Raw genomic sequence first — 16,331 nt, forward strand, 5'->3', positions numbered from 1 at the left:
AGTCTGATGCCGCGGCTGGCACGGATCGTTCTGGCCCGGCTTGCGGGCAGCCTGCCGGTCCTGCTGATCGTGCTGGTGGGGGTGTTTCTGCTGCTCGACCGGGCCGGCGGCGATGCGGTCGATGCCTATCTGCTGTCGATGGGCGGGGGCGATGCGCAGATGGCGGCCGCGCTGCGCACGAAATACGGGCTCGACGGCCCGGCCTGGAAACGGCTTGCCTTCACCCTTGGCCAATACGCGCGGGGCGATCTGGGCTGGTCGCTCGCGCTGAACCGCCCCATCGGCGCGCTGATCGCGGAACGGCTGCCGAACACGCTCTGGCTGATGGGAAGCGCCACCGCGCTGTCCTTCCTGCTGGGCTCGGGCCTCGGGGTGCTGGCCGGACGGCGGCCGGGCTCGCTGCCCGACCGGCTGCTCTCGGGCGGCTCGCTGATGCTCTACTCGATCCCGAGCTTCTGGCTCGGGCTGGTGCTGGCCATCGTCTTCGCGGTGCAGCTGCGCTGGCTGCCGGTCTCGGGGATCGAGACCATCGCCTCGGGCAAGACGGGGCTCGCGCGCGCCGCCGACATCGCGCGCCATCTGGTGCTGCCGGTGGCAGCGCTGGGGATGATCTATCTCGCGCTTTTCCTCCGGATCATGCGGGCGGGCATGGCCGAGGCCTGGAACGAGGACTATACCCTTGCCGCACGGGCACGGGGGCTTTCCGACTGGCGGATCACGCTGAGCCATGCCGCGCGGAACGCGCTCCTGCCGCTGGTCACCATGCTGGGGCTGCAATCGGCCGCGATGCTGGGGGGATCGGTGGTGATCGAAAGCGTCTTTGCCATTCCGGGCTTCGGCAGGCTCGCGCAGGAGGCCGTGGCCGGGCGAGACGCGCCACTTCTGCTGGCGGTGATCCTGACCTCGGCGCTGATGGTCGTCATCGCCAACCTGCTGGTCGATCTGGCCTATGGCTGGCTCGACCCAAGGGTCGGCGCAGGCGGGAGACGCAGCCGTGGTTAAGGCCCTGCTCGGCCGCCCCGAGGCGCTGGTCGGGGCCGCGATCCTGCTGGCGCTGATCCTGATCGCAGCCTTCGCGCCGCTGATCGCACCCGGCGATCCGCTGGCCATCGCGGGGCCTCCGCTGATCCCGCCCTTCACCGATCCTGCCCTGCCGCTCGGCACCGACCGGCTCGGCCGCGACCTTCTGGCCGAGCTGATCCACGGCGCGCGGACCTCGGTCAGCGTGGGGCTTTCGGCAGCCCTTGTCGCGGTCGTCCTCGGCATGGGCATCGGCACCGCGGCGGGCTTTGCCAGCGGGCTGACCGAAGCGGCGCTGATGCGCCTCGTCGACGCCTTCCAGATCGTGCCGGGCTTCCTTCTGGCGCTGGCCTTCGTCTCGGCCGCGGGGCCCTCGCTGGGGATCGTCGTGCTGGCCATCGCGCTCGGGGCCTGGACCGGACCCGCGCGGCTGGCCCGCGCCCGGGTTCTCAGCCTGCGCGAGGCCGATTTCGTCGCGGCCGCCCGGGTCATGGGCATGTCTCCGGCCGAGATCGCCTTCCGCCAGATCCTGCCGCTTGCGCTGCCCCCGGTTCTGGCCGTGGCCTCGGTCATCGTCGCCGCGGCGGTCCTGACCGAGGCCGCGCTCTCCTTCCTGGGGCTCGGCGATCCGAATGCGGTCACCTGGGGTGCGATGATCGCCGAGGGCCGCAACCAGCTTCGCTCGGCCGCCTATCTGTCGATCCTGCCCGGCATCGCGCTGGTCCTGACCGTGATCTCGACCTATCTCCTGGGCGAGGCGCTGACCGACATCCTGTCGGGGCGCAGGACCCGATGACGCCGCTTCTCACCCTCACCGCGCTGGGCATCCGCTATCCGGATGCGCGCCTGCCTGCCATCAGCGATCTGGGGCTGGCGCTTTTCGCCGGCGAGACACTCGCGGTGATCGGCGAATCCGGCTCGGGCAAATCGACGCTTGCGCGCGCGCTGGCCGGGCTTCTGCCCCCCGGCACCGAGATCTCGGGCCGGATCGACTGGACCGGGTCCCCGCCCCGGCCGGGCCGCGATATCGGCTATGTATTCCAGGACCCGGGCGGCAGCCTCAACCCGCTCCTGTCGGTCGGGCGCCATCTGGGCGAGGTGCTCCGCACCCATCTGCCGCTGTCGCGCAAGGCCGCCCGAAACCGCGCCGTCGAGCTACTCGAGCGGGTCCGGATCCCCGATCCCGACCGCGCGCTCGACGCCTATCCGCACCAGTTCTCGGGCGGGCAGCGCCAGCGGATCGCCATCGCGCTTGCGATCGCGGCCGGGCCACGCCTGCTGATCGCGGACGAAGCCACCAGCGCGCTTGACGTCCTGGTCCAGGCCGAGATCGCCGCGCTGCTGCGCGGGCTGGTCGAGGCCGAGGGGATGACGCTTCTGTTCATCACCCATGACATGGCGCTGGCGGGCGGGCTCGCCGAGCGGATCGCGGTGCTGCATGACGGCCGGCTGATCGAGACCGGACCCGCCGCAAGGGTGCTGCACCGCCCGCGCGAGACCTATACGCGGACGCTTCTGGCCGCCCATCTCGATCTGCGCAGTCCGCGCCTCGTCGGGGACGTGCCATGACCCCGCTGCTCGAGGCCCGCGACCTTGGCAAGACCTATCCCGGCCAGCGCCGCATCCGGGCGCTTGACCGGGTGAGCCTGACCATCGCCCCCGGCGAGACGCTGGGCCTGATCGGCCCCTCGGGCTGCGGCAAGTCCACGCTCGTGCGCGTGCTGATCCGGCTGACCGAGCCCGATGCGGGCGAGATCCGCTTCGACCGGCGGGACTGGGGCGCGCTGCGCGGTCGCGCGCTGCGCCGGGCGCGCGGGGCGATGCAGATGGTGTTCCAGGACCCCGCCGCCGCCTTCCATCCCCGCGCTACCGTCGCGGGCGCGCTGAGCGAGCCGCTGCGGCTGCACCGGATCGCCCCCCGTCCCGACTGGCCCGAGCATGTCGCGATGCTGCTGAGCGAGGTCGGGCTCTCGCCCGATCTGGCAAGCCGCCCGCTCGCGACGCTGTCGGGCGGCCAGCGCCAGCGCGTGGCCATCGCCCGGGCCATCGCGCCCCGGCCGAAACTCGTTCTGCTCGACGAGGCGGTCTCGGCGCTCGACGCCTCGCTCCGCGGCCGGGTGCTGGAGCTGCTGGCCCGGCTGCAGCGCGAGAGGGGGCTGGCCTATCTCTTCGTCAGCCACGATCTTGCCGTCGCCCGCGCCCTGTCGCACCGGATCGCGGTGATGGAGGCCGGTCGGATCGTCGAGAGCGGCCCGACCGAAGCACTGCTGGCCACCCCCAAAAGCCAGATCCTGCGCCGCCTGATCGCGGCCGTGCCCGAAATTCCCGCCGAAGAGGCCCTCTCATGACCGCCCTGCCCGACCTGTTGCCCTTCTGGCTGCCTCTGCCCGATGCGCCGGACTTTCCGGCGACGGGCTTCGCGCCGCTTGCCGATGCCATCGGACGGCTGATGGGCACCCGCAACGACGTGCTGCTGCTGCAGGGCGAGGCGATGGTGGCACTTGAGGCGGTGGCAAGTTCGATCGGGGCGCCGGGCCTCAAGGTCCTGAATATCGCCACCTCGCCTTACGGGCAGTGGTTCGGCGACTGGCTGCGGCGCGCAGGCGCCGAGGTGACCGAAATCGGCGGCATGACGCCGGGACGTCCGGTCGCCGCCGGGGCCGTGGCCGAGGCGCTGGACGCGGCCCGCTTCGATCTGGTTGCGCTCGTCCATGCCGAAAGCGCGACCGGTATCCTCAACCCGCTGGCCGAAATCGCGGCCCTGACCAGGGACTATGGCGCGCTGCTGGCGGTCGATGCCGTGGCCTCGCTCGGCGGCCACCCGCTCGCGCTCGACGATCTGGAGGTCGATATCGCCGTGATGGGGCCGCAGAAGGCACTGGGCGGACCGGCCGGGACCTCGGCCATCGCCGTCTCGCCCGCCGCCTGGGAGCGGATCGCCCCGCCCGGTGCGGCGCCCTCGATCCTGTCGCTCGGCGATCTGCGCACGCAATGGCTCGCGACCGGCCGGGGCGCGCTGCCGGGCACGCCCTCGGCGCTGGAATTCCATGCCCTCGCCCAGACGCTGGCCCGGGTCGAGGCCGAGGGGCTGGAGGCGATCCGCGCCCGCCATGCCCGGGTCGCCGCCGCCGCCCGCGCCGGAGCGCGCGCACTGACCGGCACCGAATGGGTGCCGCCCGAGCAGGCCTCGGCGCTGGTCACCGCTCTGGCCCTGCCCGACGGGCTGTCCGCTGCCGGGGTTCTGGCCCATGTCGCGGATGCGGCGCTGAGCGCGGGCACCGGCCCGGCGGGCGCGCGGGTGATCCGGCTGAACCATACCGGCCCGCGCGCCCGGCTGGACAACGTGCTGGGCGATCTTGCCAGGCTTGGCGCGGCACTCGCCGCCGCGGGCTGGCCCGCGCCCACCGGCCAGGCACTCGCCGCGGCCGAAACAGCGTTCGGCGAGGCCGCGAGAGCCTGAGCCATGCGCCCGCCCCGGACCCTCCTTCTCGATCTCGACGACACGCTGCTGACCGCCTACCGCCAGCCCGAGCGGACCTGGGCCGCGATCATCGCCGAGCATGCCGATGCGCTGGGCGAGCATTCGACCCGCTGGGTCACCGCCGAGGTGCTGGACCGGGTGCTGAGCTTCCTGTCGGACGAGGAGGGCCGCAAGCTCTGGCGGCTCGAGGGCGACGCGACCCGGCGGCGGGTGGTGCGCTCTGCCTTCCACCGGCTGAACCTCGCCCGGCCGCGCGGCTCGGACCCGCTGCACGGGATCGATGCCGACCGCATCGCCGACCGGTTCGAGACCTATCTCGAAGAGGCGATCACGCTGAAACCGGGGGCGCGCGAGATGCTGGCCGCGCTTCTTGCGCGGGGGCTGCGGCTGGGACTTCTGACCAATGGTTCGGGGGCCCGGCAGCGCGCCAAGATCGCGCGCTTCGGGCTTGCGCCCTTCTTCGGGGCGATCCAGATCGAGGAGGAGGCAGGCTTCGGCAAACCCGATCCACGCGCCTATCTGCGCCTGCTGGCCCGGCTCGACACCGCGCCGGGCGATGCCTGGATGCTGGGCGACGATCCGGTCTGGGACGTCACCGCCCCCGCCGCGCTGGGCCTGACCGCGATCTTCTATGACGAGACCGGCCGGGCGCCCTGGCCCCCGGGCGCCGCCGCCCGGATCGCGCGGCTCGACGCCCTTCCGGGTCTGCTCGGGCAGGGTCCGGCAAGGGCCGGTAAGCCCCGCCGGATCAGGCCTTAGCGGGATGCTGCGGGGCGTCTGCCCCGACGCAACCCGGCGTCGCGCGCCATTCGGGGCCGAACAGCACCGGTCCGGCGAAGAAGCAGATCGAGGGCAGTTCGGCCGGCGCGGGGCCGAACGCCACCCGCGGCACGAAGGGCGGCAGGTCCCAGACCGCGCCCGCATCGCGCAACGCCTGCCAGCGCGCCTCGAGCTCGGGCGCCCCGAAGACCAGATCGACCCCGCCCGCCGCGCCACGCTCGAAGCGCGGCCTTTGCGGGGTGATCGCGATCCGGTGGGGATCGGGCGCGAAGACCTTCAGGCCCCAGTCGACCGGCGCGAGACTGTGGGCCAGCGTCACGTGGGGATCGTCGGGCATTGTCCCGAGCCCGAGCTGGCGCAGGACCGGACGCAGAATCTCGCGATTGAGGATCGAGCGGCGCAGGTGCAGGGGGTGGACGCCGCTATGCGTCTCGCGCTGGGCAGCAAAGGGACAGCGGCCGGCGGTATGGTCCATGGGGCGCTCCTTTTCCGACTCGCATCATGCGCCTCGGACAGGGGGATCATGGATGCGATAAATCGCCCCGTTTCAAGCGAAAGATCCGGTCCCGGGCGGGCGCCGGCGCATCCGCCGTGCAAAGGCCGCGGCCTCGGCCAGACGCTCGGGATCGAGCCCGGTCGAGAGCCCGAGGGCCGCGAGCCGCGCCGCCACCCGCTCGGTCGCGACATTGCCGGGCGCCCCCGGGGCGAAGGGACAGCCGCCAAGCCCGCCCGCAGCGGCATCGAAGACCCGCAGCCCGGCCTCGAGCGCGACCTCGATATTGGCGATGGCCCGGCCGCCGGTATCATGGAAATGCCCCGCGAAACAGTCGGGCGGGGCGAGCGCCAGAACCGCGCGCAGCAGAGCCCCCACCGTTTCGGGCGTCGCACTGCCGAGGGTATCGCCAAGGCTGATCTCGTAGCAGCCAAGCGCCAGCAGACGCTCTGCCAGCGCCGCGACCGCCCCGGGCGGGGTCGGGCCGTCATAGGGGCAGTCGGTCACGCAGGAGATATACCCCCGCATCGGCAGCCCGTCGGCCCGCGCGGCGTCGGCCACAGGGGCAAAACGGCAAAGGCTCTCATCGACCGAGGCGTTGATATTGGCGCGGCTGAACCCCTCGGAGGCCGAGGCGAAGATCGCGATCTCGTCGGCCCCGGCGGCACGGGCCCGCTCATAGCCGCGGATATTGGGGGTGAGCGCGGCATAGCGCAGGCCCGGCGCCCGGCGGATGCCCGCCAGAACCTCGGCGCCATCGGCCATCTGCGGCACCCGTTCGGGCCGCACGAAGCTTGCCGCCTCGATCCGGCGAAACCCCGCTTGGCTCAGCAGGTCGATCAGCGCGATCTTCTCGGCGACCGCGATCGCGCGGGGCTCGTTCTGCAGCCCGTCGCGCGGGCCGACCTCGAAGATCTCGACCCGCTCAGCCATCGCCCTCCTCCGGCATCAGCCGGACCAGCGCCGCCCCGGCCTCGACCTGGGCGCCGGGTGCGACCAGCACCTCGGCCACCAGCCCCGCGCGGGGCGCCGCAAGCATGTGTTCCATCTTCATCGCCTCGAGCACGGCCAGCGGCTGGCCGGCGGCGACGTGGTCGCCTTCGGCCACGGACAGAGTCTTGAGAAGCCCCGGCATCGGCGCCTCGATCACATCGGTCCCCGCCCCCGCCGCCGCCGCGCGATCGAGCGGATCGACCGGGATGAAGGAGAAGGTCCCGCCGGCTCCGGCAAAGACATGGATTTGGCCGCCCGCCTGCCGCACCGCCCCGGCCGAGGCGCCGTCGATCCGCCAGCCATCGGGGCTGCGACGGGCCTCGAGCAGGGTCTCGCCGATCTCGACCGTCGCGAACTGTGCCCCCTCGAACAGCAGCGTGCCGGTGACGTCCTCGCCGTCGCGGCCGAGGGTCACGGCCCGCCGGAGCGGCGCCCAGAGGGTGAAGCCCGCAAGCGGGTCCCGGGAAGGCTCTGCCGCGGCAAGAAGGGCTGCGGCGACGATCCGGGGACCGGGCCCGGGCCCGGCGGCAAGGCTGTCGAGATCGCGCTCGATGAGCCCGGTATCGACCTCGCCCCGGCCAAAGCCCGGATGCCGGGCAAGGCGCCCGAGAAAGGCCAGGTTGGTCGTCGTCCCCGCGATCTGCATGTCATCGAGCGCTCGGGCCAGCCGGTTCAGCGCGACCGCGCGGGTCGGGCCATGGGCAATGATCTTGGCGATCATCGGGTCATACCACGGGCTGACCGTGTCGCCCCTTCGCACGCCGGTATCGGCCCGGATGCCTTGCGGGAATTCCAGATGCGCCAGCGTGCCGGTGGCGGGCAGGAAACCGGCTGCCACGTCCTCGGCATAAAGCCGGGCCTCGAAGGCATGGCCCCTGAGCGGGATCCGGTCCTGCGTCAGCGGCAGGCCCTCGCCGGCCGCGATCCGGAACTGCCATTCCACCAGATCGAGCCCGGTCACGGCCTCGGTCACCGGATGTTCGACCTGCAACCGCGTGTTCATCTCCATGAACCAGAACCGGTCGGGGCGGAGCCCGTCCGAGGCATCGACGATGAACTCGACCGTGCCCGCACCGCGATAGCCGATGGCGCGGGCCGCGCGCACTGCGGCCGCGCCCATGGCCGCGCGCATCTCGGGCGTCATGCCGGGCGCCGGGGCCTCCTCGATGACCTTCTGGTGGCGGCGCTGGAGCGAGCAGTCGCGTTCGTAGAGGTGAACCGCCTCCCGGCCATCGCCGAAGACCTGGACCTCGATATGGCGGGGGCGCTCGATCAGCTTCTCGATCAGGACGGCCCGGTTGCCGAAGGCGGTCTGCGCCTCGGATCGGGCCGACGCGAGCGCGGCGGCGAAATCGGCCGGATGCGTGACCTTGCGCATGCCCTTGCCGCCGCCGCCCGCCACGGCCTTGATCAGCACCGGCCAGCCGATGGCCTCGGCCGCGCCTTCGAGATGGGCATCGTCCTGATCGGCACCGTGATAGCCCGGCACGACGGGCACGCCCGCCTGCTCCATCAAGGCCTTGGCCGCGTCCTTCAGGCCCATTGCCCGGATCGCCCTGGCCGAGGGGCCGATGAAGGTGAGCCCGGCAGCCTCTACCGCCTCGACGAAATCGGGGTTTTCCGAGAGGAACCCGTAGCCCGGATGGATCGCCTCGGCCCCGGTTTTCAGCGCGGCCTCGATGATCCGGTCGGCGCGGAGGTAGCTGTCGGCAGGCGCGGGCGCGCCGATCGCGACGGCCTCGTCGGCCATGGCCACATGGGCGGCACCGGCATCCGCCGTCGAGTGGACAGCGACGGTCGTCATGCCGAGGCGGCGGGCGGTGGCGGCGATCCGGCAGGCGATCTCGCCGCGATTGGCGATCAGGATCTTGCGGAACATGGCGTGCCTTTCGTGGCTGTCGTCGCGGCGGGGGGCCAGCCCCCCGCACCCCCCGGGGTATTTCGGCCAGGAAGAAGGAGCATGGCGCTACATCCTGAAGAGGCCGAAGCGGGTGTCGGGGATCGGCGCATTGAGGGCGGCCGAAAGCGAGAGGGCAAGGACCTGCCGGGATTTGCGCGGATCGATGATGCCGTCATCCCAAAGCCGGGCCGAGGCATAGAGCGGGTGGCTCTGCGTCTCGAACATCTCGACCGTGGGGCGCCTGAAAGCGGCTTCGTCCTCTGCCGACCAGCTGCCGCCCGCCCGTTCGATGGCATCGCGTTTCACGGTCGCGAGAACGCCCGCGGCCTGTTCGCCGCCCATGACCGAGATGCGGGAATTGGGCCAGGTCCAGAGAAAGCGGGGCGAATAGGCCCGACCCGCCATGCCGTAATTGCCCGCTCCAAAGCTGCCGCCGACCAGCATGGTGATCTTGGGGACCGCAGCCGTCGCGACCGCCGTCACCATCTTGGCGCCATGCCGCGCGATGCCCTCGTTCTCGTATTTGCGTCCGACCATGAAGCCGGTGACATTCTGCAGGAAGACAAGAGGCGTGCCGCGCTGGGCGCAGAGTTCGATGAAATGCGTCCCCTTCTGCGCGGCCTCGGAGAAGATCACGCCGTTATTGGCCACGATCCCGACGGGGCAGCCCATGACATGGGCGAAGCCGGTGACGAGGGTTTCGCCGAAGCGGGGCTTGAACTCGTCGAAGCGCGAGCCGTCGGTGAGCCGCGCGATCACCTCGCGGATATCATAGGGCGTGCGCGGATCGGCGGGGACGACGCCGAGGATCTCTTCGGGATCGCAGGCCGGGTCTTCGGGCGTTTCCCAGCGGACGGTATGCGGCCTCTCGCGGTTCAGATGCCGGACGGCCCGGCGGGCCAGCGCCAGCGCATGGGCGTCGTCTTCGGCCAGATAGTCGGCCACGCCCGACAGCCTTGTATGAACATCGCCGCCGCCCAGATCCTCCGCCGAGACAATCTCGCCGGTGGCCGCCTTCACCAACGGCGGACCGGCGAGAAAGATCGTACCCTGATCGCGGACGATGATGGTGACATCGGACATCGCGGGCACATAGGCGCCGCCCGCCGTGCAGGAGCCCATGACGACGGCGATCTGCGGGATGCCCGCGGCCGACATCCGGGCCTGGTTGTAGAAGATGCGGCCGAAATGGTCGCGGTCGGGAAAGACCTCGTCCTGGTTGGGCAGGTTGGCCCCGCCGGAATCGACGAGATAGAGGCAGGGCAGATGGCACTCGGCCGCGATCTCCTGGGCACGGAGGTGCTTTTTCACCGTCATCGGGTAATAGGTGCCGCCCTTCACCGTGGCGTCATTGGCCAGAACCATGACCTCCTGGCCCTCGACCCGGCCGATCCCGGCGATGACCCCGGCGCAGGGCGCCGCGCCCTCATAAAGCCCATTGGCGGCGGTCGCCCCGATTTCAAGGAACGGGCTGCCCGGATCGAGCAGATTGGCGACCCGCTCGCGCGGAAGCATCTTGCCACGGGCGACATGGCGGGCGCGCGCCGCCTCGCCCCCGCCCGCAGCGGCGCTCGCCGCGGCCTCGGCCACCTCGCGCAGCGCCGCCAAATGGGCCGCGCGATTGGCCCGGAACCCATCGGATGCCGGCAAAGCGGCGGATCTCAGACGCATCGCGTGTCCTCCGCGCACCATTGTATGCCACGCCATACTGCGACTTGATACAAGTCAAAGAAATCCATGCCATTCCGCCCCAAGGACCGAGAGTGATTCAAATTCTAAGGAACGATGCAATGAAGACCTCCCTGCTTGCCATTGCCCTGACCGCAACCGCTCTGGCCGGATCCGCCGCCGATGCGCAGTCGAAAGGCGACTGGACCTTCGGGCTCGGGCTTGGCTATGTGTCTCCGAAGTCGGACAATGGCACCCTCGCGGGCGCCGAGTCGCATGTCGGCGACAATGCCCGCCCGACCCTGACCTTCGAGTATTTCTTCGCCGATAACTGGGGCATCGAGGTGCTGGGCGCCCTGCCCTTCAAGCACAACATCAATATCGACGGTGTCGGCAAGGCCGATACGCTGCAACTGCCGCCGGTGGTGTCGCTGCAATATCACTTCGTCAACAGCAGCTCGGTCACGCCCTTCCTCGGCGCCGGTCTGAACTACACCACCTTCTGGGACACGGACAGCGCGCTTGGCAAAGTCGATATCGAGGATTCCTGGGGCCTCGCGCTGCATGCCGGTCTCGACTACGCCATCGACGAGCGCCACTCGATCCGGACCGATGTGCGCTGGATCGACATCGACAGCGACGTCAAGCTGAATGGCGGCAAGATCGGCACCGCCCATATCGACCCCTGGGTCTTCGGCGTTTCCTATATCTGGAAGTTCTGATCCTGCCAGAACATCCCCGCCCATGCCCGGTTCAGGCCGGGCACGGGCCCCGAAGGCCCGGCCCCGGACCGGGACGCCGCGCGAGGCAGGCCCCGCGACACCCGAAGACCGGTTTACTTGTTTTCCATGTAGCTGACCGCGCTTTCCATGAACAGCGCACGGGCGGCGATCTGCTTCATCGTGCAGCCTGCGGCCGCGGTCGTGCGGTAGGGCGTGCCCCGGCGCATCATCGCCTCGACCCAGCAACGGGTTTTCTGCCAACTGTTCCATTGCTCCTGTTCGTCCCTGAGGTCCTGCACCATGGTCGCATGCAGGGGTTCGCCCTCGGCCCTGGCAAAGTCCGCATCGGCAGCCTCGGCCAGCCCGAGCAGATGCTCATAGGCGCTGTCCATCCGCGCCTTCCAGTATTCGCCCTCGGCCTGCTGGCAGGCGGCGATATCGCTCACGGAGGGCGACTTCATCTTCTGGAAACAGGCGCGGGCGGAGTCGCCCACACAGGCGATGTCGGCGCCATGCATCTTCTGCTTTTTCATGCAGGCCAGCGTGGCATCGGGCGTGAAATCGTATTGCTGGGCCAGCGCGGGAGTGGCCGCGGCCAGCACGGCGGCGAGGATCAGGGGCAGTCGCATCTGGATCACCTTCTAAAGTTGAGTCTGTGACTCTCATTTAGACCATCGCCTTCATCAATTCACGTCCCACCAGCATCCGCCGGATCTCGGACGTGCCCGCGCCGATCTCCATCAGCTTGGCATCGCGAAACAGGCGCGCGACCGCGCTGTCGGCCAAAAATCCAGCACCCCCCATGGCTTGCACCGCCTGATGCGCCTGTTTCATTGCCTCTTCCGAGGCATAGAGCACGCAGGCCGCCGCATCCTGCCGCGTCACCTGGCCGCGATCACAAGACCGTGCAACGGCATAGACATAGGCCCGGGCCGAATTCATCGCCGTGTACATGTCGGCGATCTTGCCCTGCATCAGCTGAAAGCTTCCGACCGGCTGGCCGAACTGCTTGCGGTCGCGCATGTAGGGCATGATCTCGTCGAGACAGGCAGCCATGATGCCGGTGCCGATGCCCGCCAGCACCACGCGCTCGTAATCGAGGCCCGACATCAGCACCCGCACGCCCTTGCCCTCCTCGCCCAGCACATTCTCGAAGGGGACCTCGACATCCTCGAAGATCAGCTCGGCCGTGTTCGATCCGCGCATGCCGAGCTTGTCGAAATGGGGCGAGGTCGAGAACCCCGCCATGGTCTTCTCGACGATGAAGGCAGTGATGCCGCTAGGGCCGGCCTCGGGGTCGGTCTTGGCATAGACGACCAGCGTGTCGGCATCCGGGCCGTTGGTGATCCAGTATTTCGTGCCGTTGAGACGGTAATGGCCGTTCCGCCTCTCGGCGCGGAGCTGCATCGAGACCACGTCCGAGCCCGCCCCCGCCTCGGACATCGCCAGCGCACCGACCTGAGCGCCCGAGATCAGCCCGGGCAGGTACCTGCGCTTCTGGTCTTCGGTGCCGTTCAGCTTGATCTGGTTCACGCAGAGGTTCGAATGCGCGCCATAGCTCAGCGAGACGCTGGCCGAGGCGCGGGCGATTTCCTCGATCGCTATGACATGGGCCAGATAGCTCATGCCGGCGCCGCCATACTCCTCGGGCACGGTGATGCCCAGCAGGCCCAGCTCGCCCATTTCGCGCCAGAGCGCGGCCGGAAAGACATTGTCGCGGTCGATTTCGGCAGCCATCGGCCGGATCCGCTCCTGCGCCCAGCGATGCACCATGTCGCGCAGCGCGCGGGTGTCGTCGTCGAGATCGAATTCCATCGTCGCGGTGAACATCGCCCGGGCTCCTCCCTCCCCAGCTTATTGAACGCTTGTTCATTAAATAGCACTGGCCGGGGTGCGGCGTCAATCGCTGTGGCAATGCGCGACGGGATGCCTACCTTTGGCAGGACATCAGAAGATGAGGATCGCCCCATGCCCCGCCCCGCCCTGCTTGCCGCGCTTGTCGCCGTTCTGCCCCTCACCGCCCAGGCCGACGAGGTCGGGCGGGTCGGGGTCGACTGGACCGGCAATGACATCGTGATCGAGGCGATCCAGGATCCCGAGGTTGCCGGGGTGACCTGCCATGTCGCCTATTTCTCGCGCTCGGTGCTGGACCGGCTGAGCCAGGGCAACTGGTTCGAGGACCCGTCGAATGCCTCGATCGCCTGCCGCCAGACCGGCCCGATCGAGATCGGCGATATCGACCGCAACCCGGATGGCGAGGAGGTATTCCGCCAGAGCCGGTCGCTGGTGCTGAAATCGATAAGGATCAAGCGGATCTTCGACGAGACAAACCAGACGCTGATCTATCTGGCCCATGCGCGTGAGCTGAGCGAGGGCTCGGCCAAGATGTCGATCTCGACCGTGCCGCTGTTCAATTCCGTCCCGCGCTGACGCCGCGCGTCCCGCTCTGGCCGAAAGGTGCCGCCCCGCCCGCAAGGGGGCGTGGCCGGACGCTGCCCGCGCTACCGGTAGAGCGAGGCCATCAGCCGTTCCGGCGCCGCGATCGGCCCCTCGCCCGTCAGCAGCCCCGCATAGGACGGGTTGGCCAGCAGGCTCGCCAGAGAGACCGGACGGCCGTTGACGAAGGCGGTCTGGCTGACCAGCCGCACGCCATGGCTGTAATCGGAATAATAGGCACCATGGACCGTGCTGAGCGGCTGGATGGGGTGACCGTCGGGCTTGTGCCAGCCATAGATCGCGACCCGGCCGGGATGGCTGCGCAGCCGGTTGGTCAGCACCAGATCCTTCTTCTGGCCCGCGGTCAGCTGACCCTCGCGGCCGCCGGTCTGGCTTTCGACGGTGCGGTTGTGCTGCAGGAAATAACGGGTCGAGCTCATCTGCGCCCCGGGATCCATCGGCCGCGGCGCCAGCCGCATCCGCGCCTGACCATAGATCGCGTCGACCATCCGCGTGGTCGGCAGCAGAAAGCCGAACCGGTCGGCGATCCGCGCCGCCGCAGGCAGGCCCATCGGCACCCGCACGAAATCGGCATCGCTGCCCAGCGCCAGATAATCAGGCGTGACGCAGATGGTCACATCGGCACGGCTGCCATCGGCCAGCCGGCCCGAGACCCGGACCGGGGTCAGTTCGCGCAGGAAATGCGGGATATTGCCCGCAAGCGCCTGCTGCACGATCTGCGCATCGCGATCTCCGCCATGCAGGCTGTCCATCCGCGCGCCGATCGCGCTTCCGGAAAGAGCGCCCCGCGGCCGGCCCGGAATGCCGCGGGCCAGCCGCACCGAGCAGCCATTGGCGCCGCGCGCGATATCGGTATGGGCGAAGGGTTCGGCCCTGGGCGTAGCCAGGTCGCGGCTGTCCGGCACCAGCGCACCGCGGGCCAGCCGGGCCAGGGCCGCGGGACGGGTCTGCGGCCGCAGCGAGGCCTCGAGGCCTTGCGCGTCGACGGCGGCCTCGGCCTCGACCTCGGCGCCTGCAGGCGGAACGGGGCTGGCCGCCAAAGCCAGCTCGATCCCGGCAGCGGGCACGAGACTTGCACCGGAAAGATCCTCGGCCAGCTCGAGCGGACGGGACTGAGGACGGACCTGAGCACGGGCCAAGGCGACCGCTGTCGCCGGACCGGACATGGGCGCAGGCAGGCCATCGGGGTGCGGCTGCGGCCGGTCGGAGGCCTGGGCGATGACGGTCTCGGGCGCGGCGCTTTCTGCGGTGGCTGGGCGTGGACGCGGGCGGCGCAAATCGCTGCCCGCCAGCGGACGCTGCTGCGGCCGGAGCCCGGCAAGGTCATCGCCGCCGGCCGCGGCCCCCGAGCGGGCGGGCGGCACGATCCGGGGCGCGCCCGCGAAGACCTGTCCCCCTGCCGCCAGCAAGGCGCGGGCCGCCTGCCGGCCCTGCTCGGCGCGGGCCTCGGTCACGACACCGATCCCGTCAGCGGGAAGCGGCGCGGCGGCCGGACGCGCGATGGCCGCCGGACGCGGCGCCGGATCGCCCGGAATGGCGGCCTCGTCCCCGGTCCCGGCCAGCAGAACGGCGCCATCGACCGGCGTCGCATCGCGATCGAGCGCAAAGGCGGCAACCGGCGCGCGGCTTGTCCCATCCGGCGCCGGCTGTACCGCCAGCACCGTGACCAGCCCCGTGACGGCGGCGATGGCGACAGCCAGGGCGGGGACGACCAGGACCGGCGCGCGGCGCGCGAGCTCCGGAACTGACAATGGCAGCTTCGAGGCGCGACGGTGCGTCGACGTCTCGGCCTTGCCCTTCTGGGTGTGATCGGGGGTCATGGCGATTCCCTAGCCGCAGTCTGATTGACCGACAAGCTGGCCGATTGACCTTGAAACAGGGTAAACGGGTTTTACGGCGAGAAACCGCCCAGAATGCAAGGACCCTTCGCAACAAACCGGCAGAAACACGCCTGTTTTGCCGAACCGGACCCGCGGCTGTCCCATCTGGCCCCGCGCCCTCCCCCGCCGCGGCGTTTACCTTGCCACAACAGAACCCTGCCTTTGTCGGGATGACGCCCTCGAATGGCCTTTGCCCTGCGGGCTCAGAATTCGAAATCCGGCAGACTGTCGAGCGCGGATTTCAGGGCCTCGCCCCAGCCGGTCGAGATCCGCTCGAAATAGGCGTCCTGCGGATCGATCCGGATGCGACGGCCAAGCTGCAGGCTGTCGGTCTCGTAGATCTGCAGATCGAAGGGCATGCCCACCGAGAGATTGGCCTTGAGCGTGGAATCGAAGCTGACCAGCATCAGCTTGACCATCTTCTCGAAGCTCATGCCCGGATCATAGGCCCGCACCAGGATGGGTCGGCCATATTTGGTTTCGCCGATCTGGAAGAAGGGCGTGTCGCCGCCGGCCTCGATGAAATTGCCCTCGGGATAGATCAAGAACAGCCGCGGCGCACCGCCCTTGATCTGGCCGCCGAGGATCAGCGTCGCATTGAAAGAGGCATCGGCCCGCTGGCCGACATCGGCATGGGCGGCGATCACGTCCTTCAGCGTGGCGGCCACCAGCCGCGCCGCCTGGAACATCGAGGGCACCTCGAACAGCGAGGGATCGCGCTCGACATGGGCCTTGGTGCGCTCGTCGAGGATCGAGACCACGGATTGGGTGGTGGCCAGGTTGCCCGCGGTCATCAGCACCAGCGCCCGGTCGCCGGGCTTTTCCCAGGTGAACATCTTGCGGAAGGTCGAGATGTTGTCGACGCCGGCATTGGTGCGGGTATCCGACATCATCACCAGCCCGCGCTCGAGCATCACCCCCACACAATAGGTCATTT

16 protein-coding genes are annotated in these 16,331 nt (G+C 69.8%); 8 read left to right on the top strand and 8 right to left on the bottom strand.

From position 1 onward, the window contains the following. Window positions 1-6: 6 nt before the first annotated feature. Genes ACK8CO_RS01465 through ACK8CO_RS01490 form a run of 6 tightly spaced genes read left to right on the top strand, consistent with a single transcriptional unit; the run spans window position 7 to window position 5,260 of the window. On the top strand, window positions 7-1,002 hold the full coding sequence (locus ACK8CO_RS01465; protein ID WP_414897907.1) for an ABC transporter permease: 996 nt from the start codon (window positions 7-9) through the stop codon (window positions 1,000-1,002). Beyond that, a complete protein-coding gene (locus tag ACK8CO_RS01470; RefSeq protein ID WP_414897908.1) occupies window positions 995-1,816 on the top strand; it encodes an ABC transporter permease in 822 nt (273 codons plus the stop codon). Before ACK8CO_RS01465 ends, ACK8CO_RS01470 begins: the two co-directional genes overlap by 8 nt. Further along, window positions 1,813-2,589: an ABC transporter ATP-binding protein gene (locus ACK8CO_RS01475; protein WP_414897909.1), complete on the top strand. Its 777-nt coding sequence runs from the start codon at window positions 1,813-1,815 to the stop codon at window positions 2,587-2,589. Before ACK8CO_RS01470 ends, ACK8CO_RS01475 begins: the two co-directional genes overlap by 4 nt. Further along, complete coding sequence (locus tag ACK8CO_RS01480; RefSeq protein WP_414897910.1) at window positions 2,586-3,368, top strand: ABC transporter ATP-binding protein; 783 nt, start codon at window positions 2,586-2,588, stop codon at window positions 3,366-3,368. Before ACK8CO_RS01475 ends, ACK8CO_RS01480 begins: the two co-directional genes overlap by 4 nt. Further along, entirely contained in the window at window positions 3,365-4,480 is a 1,116-nt protein-coding gene (locus ACK8CO_RS01485; protein WP_414897911.1) for an aminotransferase class V-fold PLP-dependent enzyme, read from the top strand. The genes ACK8CO_RS01480 and ACK8CO_RS01485 overlap by 4 nt, the downstream gene beginning before the upstream one ends. Before the next feature lie 3 nt (window positions 4,481-4,483). Continuing rightward, window positions 4,484-5,260, top strand: a complete 777-nt coding sequence (locus tag ACK8CO_RS01490) for an HAD family hydrolase (protein ID WP_080616133.1) — start codon at window positions 4,484-4,486, stop codon at window positions 5,258-5,260. On the opposite strand, the gene ACK8CO_RS01495 is transcribed toward ACK8CO_RS01490, so the two are convergent. The 4 genes from ACK8CO_RS01495 to ACK8CO_RS01510 all read right to left on the bottom strand — a co-directional run bounded on the left by ACK8CO_RS01495 (window position 5,250) and on the right by ACK8CO_RS01510 (window position 10,338). Beyond that, window positions 5,250-5,756: a hypothetical protein gene (locus ACK8CO_RS01495; RefSeq protein ID WP_414897912.1), complete on the bottom strand. Its 507-nt coding sequence runs from the start codon at window positions 5,754-5,756 to the stop codon at window positions 5,250-5,252. The genes ACK8CO_RS01490 and ACK8CO_RS01495 overlap by 11 nt on opposite strands. Window positions 5,757-5,828: 72 nt before the next feature. Next, window positions 5,829-6,707: a hydroxymethylglutaryl-CoA lyase gene (locus tag ACK8CO_RS01500; protein WP_414897913.1), complete on the bottom strand. Its 879-nt coding sequence runs from the start codon at window positions 6,705-6,707 to the stop codon at window positions 5,829-5,831. Then, window positions 6,700-8,646 carry an acetyl/propionyl/methylcrotonyl-CoA carboxylase subunit alpha gene (locus tag ACK8CO_RS01505; RefSeq protein WP_414897914.1) on the bottom strand — a complete coding sequence of 649 codons (1,947 nt, stop codon included), beginning with the start codon at window positions 8,644-8,646 and terminating at the stop codon, window positions 6,700-6,702. The genes ACK8CO_RS01500 and ACK8CO_RS01505 overlap by 8 nt, the downstream gene beginning before the upstream one ends. 87 nt (window positions 8,647-8,733) lie before the next feature. Further along, window positions 8,734-10,338 (bottom strand): carboxyl transferase domain-containing protein, encoded by a 1,605-nt coding sequence (locus ACK8CO_RS01510; protein WP_414897915.1) that lies wholly within the window; start codon window positions 10,336-10,338, stop codon window positions 8,734-8,736. A 119-nt stretch (window positions 10,339-10,457) separates the two neighbouring features. Between ACK8CO_RS01510 and ACK8CO_RS01515 the strand changes: the two genes are divergently transcribed. Beyond that, the gene (locus ACK8CO_RS01515) at window positions 10,458-11,057 is read left to right on the top strand and encodes an OmpW/AlkL family protein (RefSeq protein ID WP_080616128.1); all 600 of its coding nucleotides are present in this window, start codon (window positions 10,458-10,460) and stop codon (window positions 11,055-11,057) included. A gap of 113 nt (window positions 11,058-11,170) precedes the next feature. On the opposite strand, the gene ACK8CO_RS01520 is transcribed toward ACK8CO_RS01515, so the two are convergent. Together ACK8CO_RS01520 and ACK8CO_RS01525 are read right to left on the bottom strand one after the other, a co-directional pair. Beyond that, window positions 11,171-11,686, bottom strand: coding sequence for a lysozyme inhibitor LprI family protein (locus ACK8CO_RS01520; protein ID WP_414897916.1), 516 nt, complete (start codon window positions 11,684-11,686; stop codon window positions 11,171-11,173). 37 nt (window positions 11,687-11,723) lie between these two features. Beyond that, the gene (locus tag ACK8CO_RS01525) at window positions 11,724-12,887 is read right to left on the bottom strand and encodes an isovaleryl-CoA dehydrogenase (RefSeq protein WP_414897917.1); all 1,164 of its coding nucleotides are present in this window, start codon (window positions 12,885-12,887) and stop codon (window positions 11,724-11,726) included. Window positions 12,888-13,025: 138 nt separating this feature from the next. Between ACK8CO_RS01525 and ACK8CO_RS01530 the strand changes: the two genes are divergently transcribed. Beyond that, entirely contained in the window at window positions 13,026-13,487 is a 462-nt protein-coding gene (locus ACK8CO_RS01530) for a CreA family protein (protein WP_414897918.1), read from the top strand. A 71-nt stretch (window positions 13,488-13,558) separates the two neighbouring features. Here the strand turns inward: ACK8CO_RS01530 and ACK8CO_RS01535 are convergent, their stop codons facing one another. Further along, the gene (locus ACK8CO_RS01535; protein WP_414897919.1) at window positions 13,559-15,334 is read right to left on the bottom strand and encodes a hypothetical protein; all 1,776 of its coding nucleotides are present in this window, start codon (window positions 15,332-15,334) and stop codon (window positions 13,559-13,561) included. Between the two features lie 263 nt (window positions 15,335-15,597). Next, on the bottom strand, window positions 15,598-16,329 hold the full coding sequence (locus tag ACK8CO_RS01540; RefSeq protein ID WP_414897920.1) for a peptidase: 732 nt from the start codon (window positions 16,327-16,329) through the stop codon (window positions 15,598-15,600). Between the last annotated feature and the right edge of the window lie 2 nt (window positions 16,330-16,331).

It is taken from the genome of Rhodovulum sp. HP10 (assembly GCF_047553435.1).
Lineage (GTDB): Bacteria > Pseudomonadota > Alphaproteobacteria > Rhodobacterales > Rhodobacteraceae > Rhodovulum.

Coding starts and splice junctions, on each gene's coding strand:
- ACK8CO_RS01510 (WP_414897915.1), bottom strand. CDS start 10,338: ATGCGTCTGAGATCCGCCGCTTTGCCGGCATCCGATGGGTTCCGGGCC.
- ACK8CO_RS01465 (WP_414897907.1), top strand. CDS start 7: ATGCCGCGGCTGGCACGGATCGTTCTGGCCCGGCTTGCGGGCAGCCTG.
- ACK8CO_RS01500 (WP_414897913.1), bottom strand. CDS start 6,707: ATGGCTGAGCGGGTCGAGATCTTCGAGGTCGGCCCGCGCGACGGGCTG.
- ACK8CO_RS01485 (WP_414897911.1), top strand. CDS start 3,365: ATGACCGCCCTGCCCGACCTGTTGCCCTTCTGGCTGCCTCTGCCCGAT.
- ACK8CO_RS01525 (WP_414897917.1), bottom strand. CDS start 12,887: ATGTTCACCGCGACGATGGAATTCGATCTCGACGACGACACCCGCGCG.
- ACK8CO_RS01505 (WP_414897914.1), bottom strand. CDS start 8,646: ATGTTCCGCAAGATCCTGATCGCCAATCGCGGCGAGATCGCCTGCCGG.
- ACK8CO_RS01490 (WP_080616133.1), top strand. CDS start 4,484: ATGCGCCCGCCCCGGACCCTCCTTCTCGATCTCGACGACACGCTGCTG.
- ACK8CO_RS01535 (WP_414897919.1), bottom strand. CDS start 15,334: ATGACCCCCGATCACACCCAGAAGGGCAAGGCCGAGACGTCGACGCAC.
- ACK8CO_RS01530 (WP_414897918.1), top strand. CDS start 13,026: ATGCCCCGCCCCGCCCTGCTTGCCGCGCTTGTCGCCGTTCTGCCCCTC.
- ACK8CO_RS01515 (WP_080616128.1), top strand. CDS start 10,458: ATGAAGACCTCCCTGCTTGCCATTGCCCTGACCGCAACCGCTCTGGCC.
- ACK8CO_RS01495 (WP_414897912.1), bottom strand. CDS start 5,756: ATGGACCATACCGCCGGCCGCTGTCCCTTTGCTGCCCAGCGCGAGACG.
- ACK8CO_RS01480 (WP_414897910.1), top strand. CDS start 2,586: ATGACCCCGCTGCTCGAGGCCCGCGACCTTGGCAAGACCTATCCCGGC.
- ACK8CO_RS01475 (WP_414897909.1), top strand. CDS start 1,813: ATGACGCCGCTTCTCACCCTCACCGCGCTGGGCATCCGCTATCCGGAT.
- ACK8CO_RS01520 (WP_414897916.1), bottom strand. CDS start 11,686: ATGCGACTGCCCCTGATCCTCGCCGCCGTGCTGGCCGCGGCCACTCCC.
- ACK8CO_RS01540 (WP_414897920.1), bottom strand. CDS start 16,329: ATGACCTATTGTGTGGGGGTGATGCTCGAGCGCGGGCTGGTGATGATG.